Source organism: Streptococcus oralis (assembly GCF_002386345.1).
GTDB lineage: Bacteria > Bacillota > Bacilli > Lactobacillales > Streptococcaceae > Streptococcus > Streptococcus oralis_S.
In genome coordinates this window covers 1,458,162-1,474,573 of the sequence record NZ_CP023507.1, presented here as the reverse complement: position 1 = coordinate 1,474,573, position 16,412 = coordinate 1,458,162, and the positions used below count along the sequence as shown (strand labels likewise).

General features: G+C 41.3%; 18 protein-coding genes. 17 read left to right on the top strand and 1 reads right to left on the bottom strand.

Features of this window, described 5'->3' with window-relative positions; all coding sequences use genetic code 11:
- Positions 1-97: 97 nt before the first annotated feature.
- The 14 genes from CO686_RS07300 to CO686_RS07230 all read left to right on the top strand — a co-directional run bounded on the left by CO686_RS07300 (position 98) and on the right by CO686_RS07230 (position 11,847).
- Entirely contained in the window at positions 98-658 is a 561-nt protein-coding gene (locus CO686_RS07300) for a mechanosensitive ion channel family protein (RefSeq protein WP_001150569.1), read from the top strand.
- 57 nt (positions 659-715) lie between these two features.
- Positions 716-1,624 carry a magnesium transporter CorA family protein gene (locus CO686_RS07295; protein WP_049550257.1) on the top strand — a complete coding sequence of 303 codons (909 nt, stop codon included), beginning with the start codon at positions 716-718 and terminating at the stop codon, positions 1,622-1,624.
- Positions 1,625-1,641: 17 nt separating this feature from the next.
- Positions 1,642-2,169, top strand: a complete 528-nt coding sequence (locus CO686_RS07290; RefSeq protein WP_096753676.1) for a YqeG family HAD IIIA-type phosphatase — start codon at positions 1,642-1,644, stop codon at positions 2,167-2,169.
- A 2-nt stretch (positions 2,170-2,171) separates the two neighbouring features.
- Positions 2,172-3,278, top strand: coding sequence for a ribosome biogenesis GTPase YqeH (gene yqeH / locus CO686_RS07285; protein WP_096753675.1), 1,107 nt, complete (start codon positions 2,172-2,174; stop codon positions 3,276-3,278).
- Positions 3,279-3,488: 210 nt separating this feature from the next.
- Complete coding sequence (gene yhbY / locus CO686_RS07280) at positions 3,489-3,800, top strand: ribosome assembly RNA-binding protein YhbY (protein ID WP_000060169.1); 312 nt, start codon at positions 3,489-3,491, stop codon at positions 3,798-3,800.
- 51 nt (positions 3,801-3,851) lie between these two features.
- The gene (locus tag CO686_RS07275) at positions 3,852-4,481 is read left to right on the top strand and encodes a nicotinate-nucleotide adenylyltransferase (protein WP_096753674.1); all 630 of its coding nucleotides are present in this window, start codon (positions 3,852-3,854) and stop codon (positions 4,479-4,481) included.
- On the top strand, positions 4,481-5,074 hold the full coding sequence (yqeK, locus tag CO686_RS07270; protein WP_096753673.1) for a bis(5'-nucleosyl)-tetraphosphatase (symmetrical) YqeK: 594 nt from the start codon (positions 4,481-4,483) through the stop codon (positions 5,072-5,074). Before CO686_RS07275 ends, yqeK begins: the two co-directional genes overlap by 1 nt.
- Positions 5,075-5,428: a ribosome silencing factor gene (rsfS, locus tag CO686_RS07265; RefSeq protein ID WP_070800091.1), complete on the top strand. Its 354-nt coding sequence runs from the start codon at positions 5,075-5,077 to the stop codon at positions 5,426-5,428.
- A gap of 320 nt (positions 5,429-5,748) precedes the next feature.
- Positions 5,749-6,489, top strand: coding sequence for a class I SAM-dependent DNA methyltransferase (locus CO686_RS07255; RefSeq protein ID WP_162279113.1), 741 nt, complete (start codon positions 5,749-5,751; stop codon positions 6,487-6,489).
- A gap of 9 nt (positions 6,490-6,498) precedes the next feature.
- Positions 6,499-7,596 carry a nucleotidyltransferase gene (locus CO686_RS07250; protein ID WP_065371603.1) on the top strand — a complete coding sequence of 366 codons (1,098 nt, stop codon included), beginning with the start codon at positions 6,499-6,501 and terminating at the stop codon, positions 7,594-7,596.
- Between the two features lie 132 nt (positions 7,597-7,728).
- Complete coding sequence (locus CO686_RS07245; RefSeq protein ID WP_172844178.1) at positions 7,729-7,983, top strand: type II toxin-antitoxin system Phd/YefM family antitoxin; 255 nt, start codon at positions 7,729-7,731, stop codon at positions 7,981-7,983.
- Between the two features lie 3 nt (positions 7,984-7,986).
- The gene (locus tag CO686_RS07240) at positions 7,987-8,241 is read left to right on the top strand and encodes a Txe/YoeB family addiction module toxin (protein WP_096753672.1); all 255 of its coding nucleotides are present in this window, start codon (positions 7,987-7,989) and stop codon (positions 8,239-8,241) included.
- Between the two features lie 201 nt (positions 8,242-8,442).
- Positions 8,443-10,107 carry a P-loop NTPase fold protein gene (locus tag CO686_RS07235; protein WP_096753671.1) on the top strand — a complete coding sequence of 555 codons (1,665 nt, stop codon included), beginning with the start codon at positions 8,443-8,445 and terminating at the stop codon, positions 10,105-10,107.
- A 126-nt stretch (positions 10,108-10,233) separates the two neighbouring features.
- Positions 10,234-11,847 (top strand): ribonuclease Y, encoded by a 1,614-nt coding sequence (locus CO686_RS07230; protein ID WP_096753670.1) that lies wholly within the window; start codon positions 10,234-10,236, stop codon positions 11,845-11,847.
- A 67-nt stretch (positions 11,848-11,914) separates the two neighbouring features.
- On the opposite strand, the gene CO686_RS07225 is transcribed toward CO686_RS07230, so the two are convergent.
- Positions 11,915-12,742, bottom strand: a complete 828-nt coding sequence (locus tag CO686_RS07225) for a DUF4839 domain-containing protein (protein WP_000539525.1) — start codon at positions 12,740-12,742, stop codon at positions 11,915-11,917.
- 241 nt (positions 12,743-12,983) lie between these two features.
- Between CO686_RS07225 and gmk the strand changes: the two genes are divergently transcribed.
- From gmk to CO686_RS07210, 3 genes are all read left to right on the top strand, one after another.
- Positions 12,984-13,610, top strand: coding sequence for a guanylate kinase (gmk, locus tag CO686_RS07220; RefSeq protein ID WP_000775041.1), 627 nt, complete (start codon positions 12,984-12,986; stop codon positions 13,608-13,610).
- Positions 13,611-13,634: 24 nt separating this feature from the next.
- Positions 13,635-13,949 (top strand): DNA-directed RNA polymerase subunit omega, encoded by a 315-nt coding sequence (gene rpoZ, locus CO686_RS07215; protein ID WP_002874282.1) that lies wholly within the window; start codon positions 13,635-13,637, stop codon positions 13,947-13,949.
- Between the two features lie 65 nt (positions 13,950-14,014).
- Positions 14,015-16,411: a primosomal protein N' gene (locus tag CO686_RS07210; RefSeq protein ID WP_084880479.1), complete on the top strand. Its 2,397-nt coding sequence runs from the start codon at positions 14,015-14,017 to the stop codon at positions 16,409-16,411.
- Position 16,412 lies beyond the last annotated feature (1 nt).

Here is a 16,412-nt window from a genome sequence, read left to right as displayed (position 1 = left end):
AGGCAAGTGATATTTTGAAAATAGGGCCGATAATTGAATAATTATGAAAGAAAAGAGAAGGGCGATTTTATGGTATAATAGGAAAAAGGAGTTTTATATGCAAGATTTTTTTCAACGCTATTTTGATAAACTTGATTTAACAACCATATTAGAGAATCTCTTGACCAAGGTGATTTCTCTTTTGATTTTGTTTTTACTATTTTATATAGCTAAAAAGATGCTTCATGCGACTGTACGAAAGATTGTCAAGCCCTCACTTAAATTTTCAAATCGAGATGCAGGAAGGCAAAAGACCATCTCGCGTTTGCTGGAGAATGTCTTTAACTACATTCTTTATTTCTTCTTGCTCTACTGTATCCTGTCTATTTTAGGACTGCCAGTTTCTAGCCTCCTTGCTGGTGCGGGGATTGCTGGGGTGGCCATTGGTATGGGGGCGCAAGGCTTTCTATCTGATGTCATCAATGGCTTCTTCATTCTTTTTGAACGCCAGCTTGATGTGGGTGATGAAGTCGTTCTCACAAATGGACCGATTACCGTTTCTGGAAAGGTCGTTAGCGTAGGGATCCGTACAACGCAACTGCGAGGTGATGATCAAGCCCTTCACTTTGTTCCCAATCGCAATATCACCGTCGTCAGCAATCTATCTCGTACTGAATAGGCCGGCTATTTTAGCAGATTTATGGTACAATAGAAGGAGTTTGGTAAAGGAGAGAGTATGCTATTTGTAGAGAAAAAATTAGGTCACGATTGTACATGGATAGATCTTGATGTAGACAAGATCAAAAACATGGAAGACCTTTCGGATGTCTATGGATTGGACAAGGAAACTATCGAGTATGCTCTGGATAGAAATGAGCGTGCCCACATGGACTATCACCGTGAAACGGGAACGGTAACCTTCATTTATAATGTTCTTGATTTAGAAAAAGATAAAGAATATTATGAAGCGATTCCGATGACCTTTATCGTTGAAAAACAACGGCTGATTACAATTAGCAATCACAAGAATAGTTATGTGATTAAACGTATGGCAACCTACCTTGAAAGCCATGAAGTTGTTTCAATCTATAAATTTCTTTTTGCCAGTTTAGAGATTATTAGCAATGCTTACTATCCAGTGATTGAAGAGATGGATAAAAGTAAGGATGAAATCAGTGCACTTCTTCGTCAAAAAACAACTAAAAAAAATCTTTTTGCCCTCTCTGACTTGGAAACTGGTATGGTTTACCTGACAGCAGCTGCCAAACAAAATCGTCTCCTCTTGGAACACATCCAAGGGCATGCTCTTTATCGCAATTTTAATGAGGTAGAAAGAGAGCAGTTTGACGATGCCATGATTGAAGCACATCAGTTGGTTTCGATGACAGACTTGATTTCTCAAGTTTTGCAACAACTCTCAGCCTCTTACAACAACATCCTAAATAATAATCTAAATGATAATTTGACAACTTTGACAATTATCTCAGTCTTGTTAGCTATCCTTGCGGTTATTACAGGATTCTTCGGAATGAATGTTCCTTTACCGTTTGCAGATGAACCAAATGCTTGGATTTATATTTTGATAGCTAGTCTCATTTTATGGGTAGTCTTAGCCCAATGTTTAAAGAATATTGCTAGAAATTAAAAAGAAAAGGAGCCAGAATGGCGATTGAAAATTACATGCCAGACTTTGCTGTGGAAGCAGTTTATGATCTGACAGTCCCAAGCCTGCAAGCGCAGGGGATCAAGGCTGTTTTGGTCGATCTGGACAATACCCTCATTGCTTGGAACAACCCTGATGGGACGCCAGAGATGAAGCAATGGCTACATGACCTTCGGGACGCGGGCATTCGCATTATCGTGGTCTCAAATAACACCAAAAAACGAGTTCAACGTGCAGTTGAGAAATTTGGGATTGATTATGTTTATTGGGCCTTGAAGCCTTTCACATTTGGGATTGACCGTGCCATGAAGGAATTTCACTATGAGAAAAATGAAGTGGTCATGGTCGGCGACCAACTTATGACGGATATTCGTGCAGCACATCGTGCAGGCATTCGCTCGATTTTAGTCAAACCCTTGGTCCAACACGACTCCATCAAAACGCAGATTAACCGGGCTCGCGAGCGCCGTGTTATGCGAAAAATCACTGAAAAGTACGGACCGATTACATTTAAAAAAGGAATTTAACTATGGAAGAAATTCTCTGTATTGGTTGTGGGGCAACCATTCAGACGACAGACAAGGCTGGTCTTGGTTTCACTCCCCAGTCGGCACTCGAAAAAGGTTTGGAGACTGGCGAAGTCTATTGCCAACGCTGTTTCCGTCTCCGTCATTACAATGAAATCACAGATGTCCAGTTGACGGACGATGATTTCCTCAAGCTCTTGCACGAGGTGGGAGACAGTGATGCCTTGGTGGTCAATGTCATTGATATCTTTGACTTTAATGGCTCTGTCATCCCAGGCTTGCCACGTTTTGTCTCGGGCAATGATGTCCTCTTGGTTGGAAATAAAAAAGATATCCTGCCCAAGTCTGTTAAACCAGGCAAGATTAGCCAGTGGCTGATGGAGCGTGCCCACGAAGAAGGTCTTCGCCCTGTGGATGTCGTCCTGACTTCAGCACAGAATAAGCATGCTATCAAGGAAGTCATTGATAAGATTGAGCATTATCGTAAGGGACGCGATGTCTATGTGGTCGGTGTGACTAACGTTGGAAAATCAACCCTCATCAATGCCATTATTCAAGAAATAACGGGTAACCAAAATGTCATCACGACTTCGCGCTTCCCAGGAACAACCTTGGACAAGATTGAGATTCCGCTTGAAGACGGATCTTATATCTACGATACGCCGGGAATTATCCACCGACACCAGATGGCCCACTACTTGACGGCTAAAAACCTCAAGTATGTCAGCCCTAAAAAGGAAATCAAGCCCAAAACCTATCAGCTTAACCCTGAACAAACCCTGTTTCTAGGTGGTCTCGGACGATTTGACTTTATATCAGGAGAAAAGCAAGGTTTTACAGCCTTCTTTGATAATGAACTCAAACTCCACCGTACCAAGCTTGAAGGCGCTAGTGCTTTCTACGACAAGCACCTTGGAACCCTTCTCACACCACCAAATAGTAAAGAAAAAGAAGATTTTCCAAAACTAGTCCAGCATGTCTTTACCATTAAGGACAAGACAGATCTGGTCATCTCAGGCCTAGGCTGGATCCGCGTAACAGGCATCGCCAAAGTCGCCGTCTGGGCACCAGAAGGCGTCGCCGTCGTCACACGAAAAGCCATTATTTAAAATAAAATCACTGAGCGAACAAAGTGAGCTCATAAAAAGATAGTTATTGCCGTGGTGTCTTGCCAATCTTTAGATTGGCAAGGGGCACACTTGAGACCTAGGCTCAAGTGTGAGGTTAGGAAATCCATTTTTCAAAGATGAATTCTTTGGAAAATTAGTTCCGACCGTCCCCCACCACCTAAAATAACTATCCAAAAAGGAAGAAAGAATATGTCATTAACCTCAAAACAACGTGCCTTCCTCAACAGCCAGGCACACACCCTCAAACCCATCATCCAAATTGGGAAAAATGGTCTTAACGACCAAATCAAGACCAGCGTTCGTCAAGCTCTTGACGCCCGCGAATTGATTAAAGTTACACTCTTACAAAACACAGATGAAAATATCCATGAAGTAGCTGAAATCTTGGAAGAAGAAATCGGTGTGGATACGGTCCAAAAAATCGGACGCATCTTGATCTTGTTTAAACAATCCAGCAAGAAAGAAAATCGCAAGATTTCCAAGAAAGTTAAAGAAATCTAAACACCTACTCCAAACAACTGTTTTTACAGAGAATTAAAGGAAGACGAGCCTATGGCAATCGAATTATTGACTCCCTTTACTAAGGTAGAGTTGGAGCCAGAAATCAAGGAGAAAAAACGCAAACAAGTCGGGATCCTAGGAGGGAATTTTAACCCCGTTCACAATGCCCATCTTGTTGTAGCGGACCAAGTACGACAACAGTTAGGACTGGATCAAGTTCTGCTTATGCCCGAATACCAACCACCTCATGTAGATAAAAAGGAAACCATTCCCGAGCACCATCGGCTCAAGATGCTTGAGTTGGCGATTGAGGGGATTGAAGGCTTAGCCATTGAAACAATCGAGTTAGAGCGCAAGGGCATTTCCTACACCTACGACACCATGAAGATTTTGACAGAGCAACATCCAGATACGGATTATTACTTCATTATCGGAGCTGATATGGTGGACTATCTGCCTAAGTGGTACCGAATTGATGAGCTGGTCGACATGGTTCAGTTTGTAGGGGTTCAGCGTCCACGCTACAAGGCAGGAACTTCCTATCCAGTTATCTGGGTGGATGTGCCTCTCATGGATATTTCCTCCAGCATGGTACGTGACTTCATTGCCCAAGGTCGGCAACCCAACTTTCTCCTACCTCAGCCAGTGCTAGACTACATCGAGAAGGAGGGGCTCTACTGATGGCCTATCAAGACTATATCAACTGTTCACGTGAGGTTTTGTTGGGAAGAATGGCAGAGCTTCTACCCGAAAAACGTCTAACCCATTGCTTGGGGGTGGAGCGTGCAGCCATAGAACTGGCTCAGCGTTTTGGTTTGGATAGTGAGAAAGCTGCTCTTGCAGGACTTCTCCATGACTATGCTAAAAAGTTGTCAGATCAGGAATTCCTAGACTTGATTGACCGTTATCAGCTAGACCCTGACCTCAAAAACTGGGGCAATAATGTCTGGCATGGCATGGTTGGCATCTACAAGATTCAGGAAGATTTGGATTTGCATGATCCAGAAGTCCTGCGAGCCATTGAAATTCATACAGTTGGTGCTGGTCAGATGACGGACTTAGACAAGGTCATCTATGTAGCAGACTATATCGAGCACAATCGTGCCTTCCCTGGAGTGGACCAGGCGCGTGAGATTGCAAGTTTGTCGCTCAATAAGGCAGTGGCTTATGAGACAGCTCGTACCGTGGAGCATTTAGCTCATCAGGGATTTCCCATCTATCCCCAAACCCTTGAAACCTATAACGCCTTTGTGCACTATTTGAAAGAGGACTAAATGAACGAAAAAGAATTACTAGAACTAGTCGTGAAAGCGGCTGATGAGAAACGTGCGGAGGATATCCTTGCACTTGATGTACAAGATTTGACCAGTGTGACGGACTACTTTGTCATCACGAGCTCGATGAATAGCCGTCAGTTGGACGCTATCGCTGACAATATCCGTGAAAAAGTAGCTGAAGCTGGCTTTAAAGGTAGCCATGTTGAAGGCGATGCAGCGGGAGGTTGGGTTTTGTTGGACCTCGGCGGTGTCGTTGTGCATATCTTCTCAGAAGAAATGCGTGCCCACTATAACCTAGAAAAACTATGGCATGAGGCGGCTTCTGTAGATATTTCAGAAGCCTTAGCATAGTAGATGAACTCAGTTGCACTCAACTGGGTTTCTTTGCTTATTTTAGAAAAAATGGATGGAAAGGTGAGGGCGTCGTGTTTGGTTGATCTTGAAACTGAACACGAGCTAAAAGCTGTGAGAAAAAGAGGAACTTCCTTTGTATCTGACGCTACGTCGGTAAGATTCCTATTTTCTCTTAGCTTTTAACGCTCTTTGTATCTTAGAAAGGATTTGAACCCGTCCTGTAATCGTCGGAAAATAGATAGCCTTCCTTGGAGCTCGGCTCCATCGTCAAGCTCCTAATTTTCATTCCGATTACGGGCGGACTTGGTATCATGAATATGGCGACTTATGAAACCTTTGCGGCGGTCTATGATGCGGTCATGGATGACAGTTTATACGATAAATGGACGGATTTTTCTCTGCGTCATTTGCCTAAGACCAAGGAGAGAAAGAAGCTTTTGGAATTGGCTTGTGGAACAGGTATCCAGTCTGTGCGCTTTTCTCAAGCAGGCTTTGATGTGACGGGGCTTGACTTGAGCGCAGATATGCTGAAGATTGCGGAGAAGAGAGCTGCTTCAGCCAAGCAAAAGATTGATTTTATTGAAGGCAACATGCTGGATTTGTCCAAAGCAGGGAAATATGATTTTGTTACTTGTTATTCGGACTCGATCTGTTACATGCAGGATGAGGTGGAAGTAGGAGACGTCTTTAAGGAAGTGTATAATGCCCTCAATGAAGACGGAGTATTTATCTTTGATGTACATTCGACCTACCAGACAGATGAAGTTTTTCCAGGCTATTCTTACCATGAAAATGCGGAAGATTTCGCTATGCTTTGGGACACCTATGAGGACGAAGCACCTCACTCCATCGTGCATGAGTTGACCTTCTTTATCAAGGAGGCTGACGGTTCCTTTAGTCGCCACGATGAAGTGCATGAGGAGCGAACCTATGAGGTTTTGACCTATGATATTTTGCTGGAACAAGCTGGTTTCAAGTTCTTCAAACTATATGCGGACTTTGAGGACAAGGAACCAACAGAAAACAGTAGACGTTGGTTTTTTGTCGCGCAGAAGTAGGAGATTACCATGACCATTACAGGTATTATCGCGGAGTTCAATCCTTTTCATAATGGGCATAAATACCTGCTGGATCAGGCGAAGGGACTGAAAATCGTTGCCATGTCTGGGAATTTCATACAGCGTGGAGAGCCTGCTATCGTGGACAAGTGGACTCGGGCTCAGATGGCGCTGGAAAATGGAGCGGATCTGGTAGTGGAATTGCCCTTTTTAGTCAGTGTTCAGGCAGCGGATTTCTTTGGTCAAGGGGCTGTGGATATCTTGGATCGGTTGGGCATTGATAGCCTAGCTTTTGGGACAGAGGAAGTTCTGGACTACCAGAAAATTGCTGAATTATACGCAGAGCAAGGCGTTGAGATGGAGAATTTTGTGGACAATCTACCTGATTCATTCTCCTACCCTCAGAAAACCCAAGCCATGTGGAAGGAATTTGCTGGCCTTGATTTTTCTGGCAATACGCCCAATCATGTTCTAGCTCTAGCTTATGCCAAGGCAATTGCAGGACGAAACGTCAACCTGCATCCAATTCAACGTCAGGGGGCGGGTTACCATTCTGTGGATAAGGATGTGGACTTTGCCTCGGCGACAGCCCTTCGTCAGCATCAATCAGACCAAGGTTTCTTAGAACGCTTTATGCCTTCTCTTGCCCTCTTTGAGCAGACCAGTAAGGTGAGCTGGGAAGACTATTTTCCCTTGCTCCGCTATCAAATCTTGTCAAATCCAGACCTAACCGCCATCTATCAGGTCAATCAAGAAATGGCTGTGCGCATCAAGGATGCTATCAAAACAGCCCAGTCTGTGGAGGAATTGGTCGAGGCGGTTGCGACCAAACGTTACACAAAAGCGCGTGTCAGACGCCTATTGACTTATATCTTGGTTCAAGCTAGAGAAAGTGACTTGCCAGAAGGTATCCATGTCCTTGGTTTTACCGAAAAAGGCAGACAACATCTCAAGTCTCTGAAAGACCAAGTCCAACTAGTCAGCCGAATTGGCAAAGAACCTTGGGATACCATGACGCAAAAGGCAGACCAGATTTACCAACTAGGACAGCCAAGCATCGCAGAGCAGAATTTCGGCAGGGTGCCCATTAGAATAGAAACAAACTAAGTCTACTGAAAGGTGGACTTTTTTAGAAGATTTTCGAATAAATAGATAGAAAAGAAAAATCTTGTACAAGTTCCTGACAATTTCTTTCTTTTTGTGTATAATAGTGGAAAAGAGGTAAAATGAGGTATGGTTATGGAAGCAGTTCTTTATTCAACATTCCGAAATCATTTAAAAGACTACATGAAAAAGGTAAATGAAGAATTTGAGCCTTTGACGGTGGTCAATAAAAATCCTGATGAGGATATTGTTGTCCTTTCAAAGAGCGAGTGGGATAGTATTCAAGAAACCTTGAGAATCGCTCAGAACAAGGAGCTTTCTGACAAGGTCTTGCGAGGAATTTCTCAAGTCCGAGCTGGAAGTACTCAGGTCCATGTTATTGAGGAGTGAGAAATGCTGCTCAAGTTTACAGAAGATGCCTGGGCAGATTATTGCTATTGGCAAACTCAGGATAAGAAGACATTAAAAAGAATCAACATGCTAATCAAGGATATTCAACGCGATCCTTTTTCAGGAATTGGGAAACCAGAACCGCTCAAGTATGATTATCAAGGAGCTTGGTCACGACGTATTGATGCAGAAAATCGCTTGATTTATATGATGGATGGAGATAGCATCGCTTTCTTGTCCTTCAAATATCACTACTAAGTCTACTGAAAGGTAGGCTTTTTATTTTAGAAATTTTAGCTAATAAATTAAAGATAAAATTTTTTGGAAAATGACAGATTTCCTAAGTTAAGAAATCAGTGAAAAATTTTAGTATAATAACTAGATTCTTGTCCCTTTAATCCGCTTTATAACTCTTATTTTGTGGTATAATCATGATAATATAGATTAAAAGGGGTATATATGAAAAATATAATGATGAGGATTCTTAATTTTATTCTGAATTTCAAACCATTGAAATATTTATTGAAAAGACCATCATGGAGTAGTAATGTAAGAGTTGTTGAATGGTACAAAATATTTATAGCCAGTATATGGGTACTGTATCTTGCACTGGAGATTGAACAATTTAAACGCTTTGTTTTGCCTATCTATAAATTTGTATCTAATTATAATATTTTAAAAGATATTATTTCGATTTTGTATGCGAATCGTGTAATAATATTGTTAGCACTGACTATACCAACAATACTATTCTGGTTTTTAGACATAATTTTTAAAAAAGTTAGTTATAAGAAACTGGACCCAGAGCTATTTCCGGAATATGACTTGGATGACTATCCTTATCAAACTTATCTGGTGGAGTTTTTAAATAGTTCAGATTCTATTCATAATGTGTTCTGGTTGGATGGTTCTTGGGGGAGTGGGAAAACATTTTTTATAAAGACGTTTTTTGAAAATCAAATTTACAAAAAGAAAGAAATCTACTATATTTCCTGCTTTGGGATAAAAACAAGAGAGCAAGCCGAGAAAATATTGATCAATGAAATAGAAAAACAATCCATACTCGGAAATTTGGACTTTATTCCACTTGTTGGAGGAGTTTTTAAATGGTTCTTTAAAACAGTTGGAACGGATTTGATGAAGCGAGATTCTATCATTATTTTTGATGATTTCGAACGGGTTTCATATGCAGAAACATCAGATAACCCTTCAGATTACAATGATTTATTGGGTTATATTGACTATCTTTCTGAGAATAAAAGATTTAAAATTATTGTAATTTTAAATATTAAGGAAATAGGGTCAGCAGAGAGACTCATTTATAGTAAATTTAAGTTAAATCAAAATAAAATGGTATCTGCAGAAGAAGTCATAGATAATATTTTGAAAAAGAGTAAATTGAGAGATGATGACTTTGGAAAAATGTTATCATTGATTTTTAAAATTCATTATGTAGATATAGGTGAAAGAGTTGTAGAAGATAAAAATAAAGATTCAAAACTAAAAAAACTAAGCTTGAGAGAGTTCCAGAAGTCGTTAGAAAAACTTTCAAATATAACTGATAATAATGAGAAAGCAGACTACATTATCAATTGGATGAATGGTTGGGAAGAAACAGATAGTATTCTAGTATTATTTTTTCAATGTTATAAATATTTTAATGGCATAGATATGTATAACAAGTTATTTGAGTCTAACGGATATTTTCATTTTGAAATGTTAGCAAAGATTGTAGATTTTAATATTGAGGATCTTATAGCAAGTTCAGATGTTTATTTGAACGTAGATGGAAACTCATATAATAAGAAAAAGGACTATCTTTCTCAACTTTTATCGTGTTTATGGGAGATAGGGCTAAGAAATTTATTTTTATCAGAAGAATTTAAGGATATATTTTATAGTGACTATAATTATTCTAGTTATGAAATAGAGGAGCGTCTAGTTGAAATATACTATGATGTTTTAGACAAGAATATAAAAGATGATTATCGAATTAATAACATAGAGAAACTAGAAAATCCAGAATATCAGAACTTTATAAAAAAATGCCTACCTTTGGAATCAAAAGGGCAAATTACAATTAATCAAATTCCACTAGATAACTTAGTATTAAGTGATAGCTGAACTAGAAATCTTTTCTTCTAAAATTCACACAAAACTCTTCAATTTGGGTTTGTGAAAATCGGTTTTTTATGATAGAATATTAAGGAATGTATGTCATTCGATAAACAAATTTAATGAGGTAAAAACATGGAAATCATGACACTTGCGATTGCTGTTTTTGCCGTCATCATTGGTTTAGTCATTGGATATGTCAGCATCTCAGCTAAGATGAAATCATCTCAAGAGGCTGCAGAGTTGATGCTTCTAAATGCTGAACAAGAAGCAACTAATTTACGAGGACAAGCTGAGCGCGAAGCGGATTTATTACTAAATGAAGCCAAGAGCGAAAGCAAGTCTCTTAAAAAAGAAGCACTATTGGAGGCCAAAGAGGAAGCCAGAAAATACCGTGAAGAAGTGGACGCTGAATTTAAGTCAGAACGTCAGGAGCTCAAGCAAATTGAAAGTCGTTTGACGGAGAGAGCTACGAGCCTTGACCGTAAGGACGACAATTTGACGAACAAAGAAAAAACACTTGAACAAAAAGAACAAAGTATTTCTGATAGAGCAAAAAACCTTGATGCACGTGAAGAGCAATTAGAGGAAGTCGAAAGACAAAAAGAAGCTGAACTTGAACGTATCAGTTCCCTTTCCCAAACTGAGGCTCGAGATATTATCTTGGCTCAAACAGAGGAAAACTTGAGCAAGGAAATTGCTAGTCGCATTCGTGAGGCTGAGCAAGAGGTGAAGGAACGTTCAGACAAGATTGCCAAAGATATCTTGGTTCAGGCTATGCAGCGTATCGCTGGTGACTATGTAGCAGAGTCAACAAACTCGACAGTTCACCTACCAGATGATACCATGAAGGGGCGCATTATCGGTCGTGAAGGTCGCAATATTCGTACCTTTGAAAGTTTGACAGGGGTAGATGTCATCATCGACGACACGCCAGAAGTGGTAACCTTGTCAGGATTTGATCCGATTCGACGTGAGATTGCTCGTATGACTATGGAAATGTTGCTCAAGGATGGCCGCATCCACCCAGCTCGTATCGAGGAGTTGGTGGAGAAAAACCGTCAAGAGATTGACAATAAGATCCGTGAATACGGTGAGGCTGCTGCCTATGAGATTGGTGCGCCAAACCTTCATCCAGACTTGATGAAGATTGTGGGACGCTTGCAGTTCCGTACTTCTTATGGACAAAATGTCTTGCGTCATTCGATTGAAGTCGCTAAGTTGTCTGGTATCATCGCCAGTGAACTTGGTGAAAATGCAGCTCTTGCCCGTCGTGCTGGGTTCCTTCATGACATCGGGAAAGCTATTGATCGCGAGGTTGAAGGTAGCCACGTTGAGATTGGTACGGAGTTGGCTCGTAAGTACAAGGAACACCCAGTTGTAGTGAATACTATTGCTAGCCACCACGGTGATGTCGAAGCCGAAAGCGTCATTGCGGTGATCGTTGCTGCAGCAGATGCCTTGAGTGCAGCGCGTCCAGGTGCTCGTAGTGAATCTCTTGAAAGCTACATCAAGCGTCTCCATGATTTGGAAGAAATCGCAAATGGCTTTGAAGGAGTGCAAAATAGCTTTGCTCTTCAAGCAGGACGTGAAATCCGTATCATGGTTAATCCAGGACAAATCAAAGACGACAAAGTCACAATCTTGGCTCACAAAGTTCGTGAGAAAATTGAAAACAATCTCGATTACCCAGGAAATATCAAGGTAACCGTGATTCGCGAACTTCGTGCAGTAGATTATGCTAAATAAAAAAATGAAATCAGATAAAAATCTGATTTCATTTTTTTATTATTACTAAACAAGAGATATTAACCATTTATCTAGGCGAGACCTCAATTGGAGATAAGTAAATTAAATCTTGTGTGGCATTATAGGCTCCAACTTTGGCCTTTATATGAACATTTTGTCCTTTTCTGATATTTTCACCATTGAATGGTTTGAAAACAGGGTTAGAAATAAGGTTAATTTCAATAAATTTAAAATTAGGTCCAGTTGCTTCATCAGGATGATAATCTCCAGAATGAATAAGGATATCATACTTTGACTTCACCTTAGCTAAATCAGCAAAATTTCCATCAAATTCAATCGTTTTACCTTTATATTTTTGTACAAAATCTGTTATTGTACTTTGGTCCTCTGTTTGTAGTAGCGCTTGAAATTCGGAGTTGTTTTCTATGGTAATTGTTGAAGATTGTGAGGGGCTAGTTGACGAAGTTTCAACAGAGTTTGATGATGAACTAGTTGAACTAGATTGGCTACTTGAACTTGTTGAGGATTCTTTAGAGGTAGATGAAGGTTTAGTAGTTTTTTCAGTAGATTTTTCTGTAACTGAACTAGGATTTGTAGATGAAGACAAAGAAGTAGACGAATTAGATTTGTTATTTTGGCTTACTCCAATTAAGATAAAAAATAAAATTAAAATAACAAAACCTCCAGCACTCAAATACGGAGCTAATTTCTTTAATTTGAGTTCCTTCTCAGTTAAAGGTGTTATTTCTACCTCAGCTTCTTTTTCAAAAAAACCAAAGATTCCAGCTTGGCCTTTTTCAATAACGTGTATATGAACATCTTCTTTTTTGAGGTTTAAATCTAATAAACCATTTTCGATTGCCTCATCAACAGATTTTCCTTTATAAACTCCCATAAAAATCTCCTTTTTAATATTATTATTACAATTATCTCTTAAATAGAATAAAATAGCAAGTCTTTTTATATGTAATTCCTTTTTTGATACTACTTTATGCTAAATAAATAAGAAAGAGCAGTTGAAATATTACTGCTTTTTTGTTACACTAGATAGAAAGACTGTAGAAGGATAACTGACGCAATCATCAGTATCCGAGAGAAATTTTACTTTATTTCACAGACTAACTAAAGGAGACATAATGGCAGACCGAGGCTTGCTAATCGTTTTTTCTGGTCCTTCAGGAGTTGGGAAAGGAACGGTTAGAAGAGAGATTTTTGAGAGTTCTGAGAATCAATTTCAATATTCTGTATCGATGACGACGCGCGCGCAACGTCCTGGTGAAGTGGACGGAGTGGACTATTTCTTCCGTACTCGGGAAGAGTTTGAAGAGCTGATCCGTCAAGGCCAGATGTTGGAATATGCAGAATATGTCGGTAACTACTATGGAACTCCTCTGACCTATGTCAACGAAACCCTAGATAAGGGAATCGATGTCTTTCTTGAGATTGAAGTCCAAGGAGCCCTTCAGGTTAAGAAAAAGGTTCCAGATGCTGTCTTTATCTTTTTAACGCCACCAGACTTGGATGAATTGCAAGATCGTTTGGTAGGTCGTGGTACAGATAGTGCTGAAGTGATTGCCCAACGAATCGAAAAAGCCAAGGAAGAAATTGCCCTCATGCGTGAGTATGATTATGCCATTGTCAACGATCAGGTGCCCCTCGCTGCTGAACGTGTCAAGCGTGTAATCGAAGCAGAACACTTCCGTGTGGACCGTGTCATTGGTCACTACCAGGAGATGTTGCCAAAATCTCCAACTACTCGATAAACTATAGGAAACAGGTACAAGCAAATGATGTTAAAACCCTCTATTGATACCTTGCTGGACAAGGTACCATCAAAATATTCACTCGTAATCTTGGAAGCAAAACGCGCCCACGAACTAGAAGCAGGAGCGCCAGCAACTCAAGAGTTTAAGTCTGAAAAATCAACTCTTCGCGCTTTGGAAGAAATCGAGTCTGGAAATGTAACCATTCACCCAGATCCAGAAGGAAAACGTGAAGCGGTTCGTCTCCGTATCGAAGAAGAAAAACGCCGCAAAGAAGAAGAAGAAAAGAAAATCAAAGAGCAAATCGCTAAAGAAAAAGAAGATGGTGAAAAAATTTAAGGTTGGGGGGACTCAATCTTATTTTTTCTATTGCAAGAATGTACTGACAAGGAGGAGGTGAGAAGATGGCAATCGCAAAGATTATTGTGGATGTTCCCCTTATGCAGACGGACCAGCCCTATAGTTATAAGGTCCCTGAGGAATTTGTAGAGATGCTGGAAGTCGGTATGCGGGTTCATGTCCCCTTCGGAAAGGGTAATCGTTTGATACAAGGGATTGTGCTTGGCCTGGAGTCCCAGTCGGATGAAGAGATGGAAGGTCAGGACTTGAAGGAGATTGCAGAGGTGCTAGACTTTTCTCCCGTCTTGACTCAAGAGCAACTCTGGCTGGCTGAGGAGTTACGCAAGTCTGTCTTTTCTTATAAAATCTCCATTCTAAAAGCCATGTTGCCGGGATTTTTAAACTCCAGTTATGATAAGATTCTTTATCCTTTAGAAGGTCTCAGTCAGGCAGACCGAGAGCGTTTGTTTGGTTCAGAAGCTTCGCTCGCCTTTTCTTCTCTAGATTTGGCCAAACAGGCAGAAATGATGCGCTTGACTAGAAAAGGGCTACTCCGTTTAGAATACCAGGCAGTCGATCAAAAGAAGGTCAAGACCCAGTCTTGGTATGAGGTTGATGCTACTCAGCTAGAGCGGATTGAGATTTCTGCGCGTGCTAAGAAAAAGGCAGAGCTGAGAGATTATCTGCTGTCTCATCCTGAAAGTGCTCCTCTGGCTAGCTTGTTAGAATCCTACTCACGGGAGCAAGTCAACTTTTTTGTGGAGCAAGGAGCTTTAACTCTAGTCCAAAAGGAAGTGCAACGTTCAGCTGCTTATTTTGAAGGCATTGAAGCAAGTACACCTTTGGAGCTGAACCCAGAGCAAAGACAAGCTCGCGATGCGGTTGTCAGTGCTATTGGTAGTCAACAGCCTCCATTCCTCCTTCAAGGGATTACAGGAAGTGGGAAAACGGAGGTTTACTTGCAGATTATCCAAGGAGCCTTGGATAAGGGTAAGACGGCTATTTTGCTGGTGCCTGAGATTTCTCTGACGCCACAAATGACGGAGCGTTTTATTGCTCGATTTGGTGAGAAAGTAGCCATTCTTCACTCAGGCCTGTCCAATGGTGAAAAGTACGACGAATGGCGCAAGGTTGAGCGTGGCGATGCCCAAGTTGTTGTTGGCGCTCGATCAGCTATCTTTGCTCCTTTGAAAAATCTAGGTGTTATAATTATCGACGAAGAGCATGAAGCTAGCTACAAACAAGACAGCAATCCCCGTTATCATGCTAGAGAGGTCGCCATTCTACGGGCCCAGTACAATCAAGCAGCCCTAGTCCTTGGCTCAGCGACACCGAGCTTAGAGAGCCGTGCGCGTGCTGGAAAAGGTGTCTATCAACACTTACGTCTGACCCAACGGGCCAATCCTTTAGCCACTATTCCTGAAGTTCAAGTGATTGACTTTCGGGACTATATCGGGCAGAATGAGACATCAAACTTTACGCCTCCTTTGCTAGAGGCCATTCGAGACCGTTTGGATAAAAAAGAACAGGCAGTCCTCATGCTCAACCGTCGGGGTTATTCTAGTTTTGTTATGTGTCGGGAGTGTGGAACGGTAGATAGCTGTCCCAACTGTGATATTTCTCTGACTCTCCACATGGATACCAAGACCATGAACTGCCATTACTGTGGTTTTTCGAAGGGGATTCCTCATGTCTGTCCCAACTGTCAGAGTCGCAGTATTCGTTACTATGGGACGGGGACTCAGAAAGCCTACGATGAGCTAGCAGATCTCTTTCCTCAGGCCCGCATTCTGCGGATGGATGTGGATACGACCCGCAAGAAAGGCAGTCACCAAGTTCTTCTTGACCAGTTTGGCCGAGGGGAAGCAGATATCTTGTTGGGAACTCAGATGATTGCTAAGGGCTTGGATTTTCCCAATGTGACCCTAGTCGGAGTGCTCAATGCGGATACGGCCCTAAACTTGCCTGATTTCCGTTCTTCTGAGAGAACCTTCCAACTCTTAACCCAGGTGGCAGGCCGTGCAGGTCGGGCTGAAAAAGCTGGGCAGGTCTTGATCCAGTCTTACAATCCGGAACACTATGCCATTCGTTTTGCCAAAGATCAGGACTACGAAGGTTTTTATGCTTATGAAATGAGTATCAGGCGCCAACTCGGCTATCCGCCTTATTATTTTACGATTGGGATTACCCTCTCTCACAAGAAAGAAGAAGAGGTTGTCAAACGTGTCTATGAGGTCATGGGAATTTTGCGCTCAGGTTTATCGGAAACTAGTAAAATCCTTGGACCAACGCCAAAACCCATTGCCCGTACCCACAACCTTTATCATTACCAGATTTTGATTAAATACCGTTTAGAAGATGAGCTGGGTCCAACCCTCAACCAGGTCTTGGCCTTGACTCAAGAACGTGAAAATAGCGAGCTTCGTCTCAGCATTGACCACGAACCGCAGCAATTTTTATAAG

What these genes read in the sequence shown, in the direction of transcription:
- CO686_RS07300 (WP_001150569.1), top strand. Translation starts at nt 98, where the DNA reads ATGCAAGATTTTTTTCAACGCTATTTTGATAAACTTGATTTAACAACC.
- CO686_RS07295 (WP_049550257.1), top strand. Translation starts at nt 716, where the DNA reads ATGCTATTTGTAGAGAAAAAATTAGGTCACGATTGTACATGGATAGAT.
- CO686_RS07290 (WP_096753676.1), top strand. Translation starts at nt 1,642, where the DNA reads ATGGCGATTGAAAATTACATGCCAGACTTTGCTGTGGAAGCAGTTTAT.
- yqeH (WP_096753675.1), top strand. Translation starts at nt 2,172, where the DNA reads ATGGAAGAAATTCTCTGTATTGGTTGTGGGGCAACCATTCAGACGACA.
- yhbY (WP_000060169.1), top strand. Translation starts at nt 3,489, where the DNA reads ATGTCATTAACCTCAAAACAACGTGCCTTCCTCAACAGCCAGGCACAC.
- CO686_RS07275 (WP_096753674.1), top strand. Translation starts at nt 3,852, where the DNA reads ATGGCAATCGAATTATTGACTCCCTTTACTAAGGTAGAGTTGGAGCCA.
- yqeK (WP_096753673.1), top strand. Translation starts at nt 4,481, where the DNA reads ATGGCCTATCAAGACTATATCAACTGTTCACGTGAGGTTTTGTTGGGA.
- rsfS (WP_070800091.1), top strand. Translation starts at nt 5,075, where the DNA reads ATGAACGAAAAAGAATTACTAGAACTAGTCGTGAAAGCGGCTGATGAG.
- CO686_RS07255 (WP_162279113.1), top strand. Translation starts at nt 5,749, where the DNA reads ATGGCGACTTATGAAACCTTTGCGGCGGTCTATGATGCGGTCATGGAT.
- CO686_RS07250 (WP_065371603.1), top strand. Translation starts at nt 6,499, where the DNA reads ATGACCATTACAGGTATTATCGCGGAGTTCAATCCTTTTCATAATGGG.
- CO686_RS07245 (WP_172844178.1), top strand. Translation starts at nt 7,729, where the DNA reads ATGGAAGCAGTTCTTTATTCAACATTCCGAAATCATTTAAAAGACTAC.
- CO686_RS07240 (WP_096753672.1), top strand. Translation starts at nt 7,987, where the DNA reads ATGCTGCTCAAGTTTACAGAAGATGCCTGGGCAGATTATTGCTATTGG.
- CO686_RS07235 (WP_096753671.1), top strand. Translation starts at nt 8,443, where the DNA reads ATGAAAAATATAATGATGAGGATTCTTAATTTTATTCTGAATTTCAAA.
- CO686_RS07230 (WP_096753670.1), top strand. Translation starts at nt 10,234, where the DNA reads ATGGAAATCATGACACTTGCGATTGCTGTTTTTGCCGTCATCATTGGT.
- CO686_RS07225 (WP_000539525.1), bottom strand. Translation starts at nt 12,742, where the DNA reads ATGGGAGTTTATAAAGGAAAATCTGTTGATGAGGCAATCGAAAATGGT.
- gmk (WP_000775041.1), top strand. Translation starts at nt 12,984, where the DNA reads ATGGCAGACCGAGGCTTGCTAATCGTTTTTTCTGGTCCTTCAGGAGTT.
- rpoZ (WP_002874282.1), top strand. Translation starts at nt 13,635, where the DNA reads ATGATGTTAAAACCCTCTATTGATACCTTGCTGGACAAGGTACCATCA.
- CO686_RS07210 (WP_084880479.1), top strand. Translation starts at nt 14,015, where the DNA reads ATGGCAATCGCAAAGATTATTGTGGATGTTCCCCTTATGCAGACGGAC.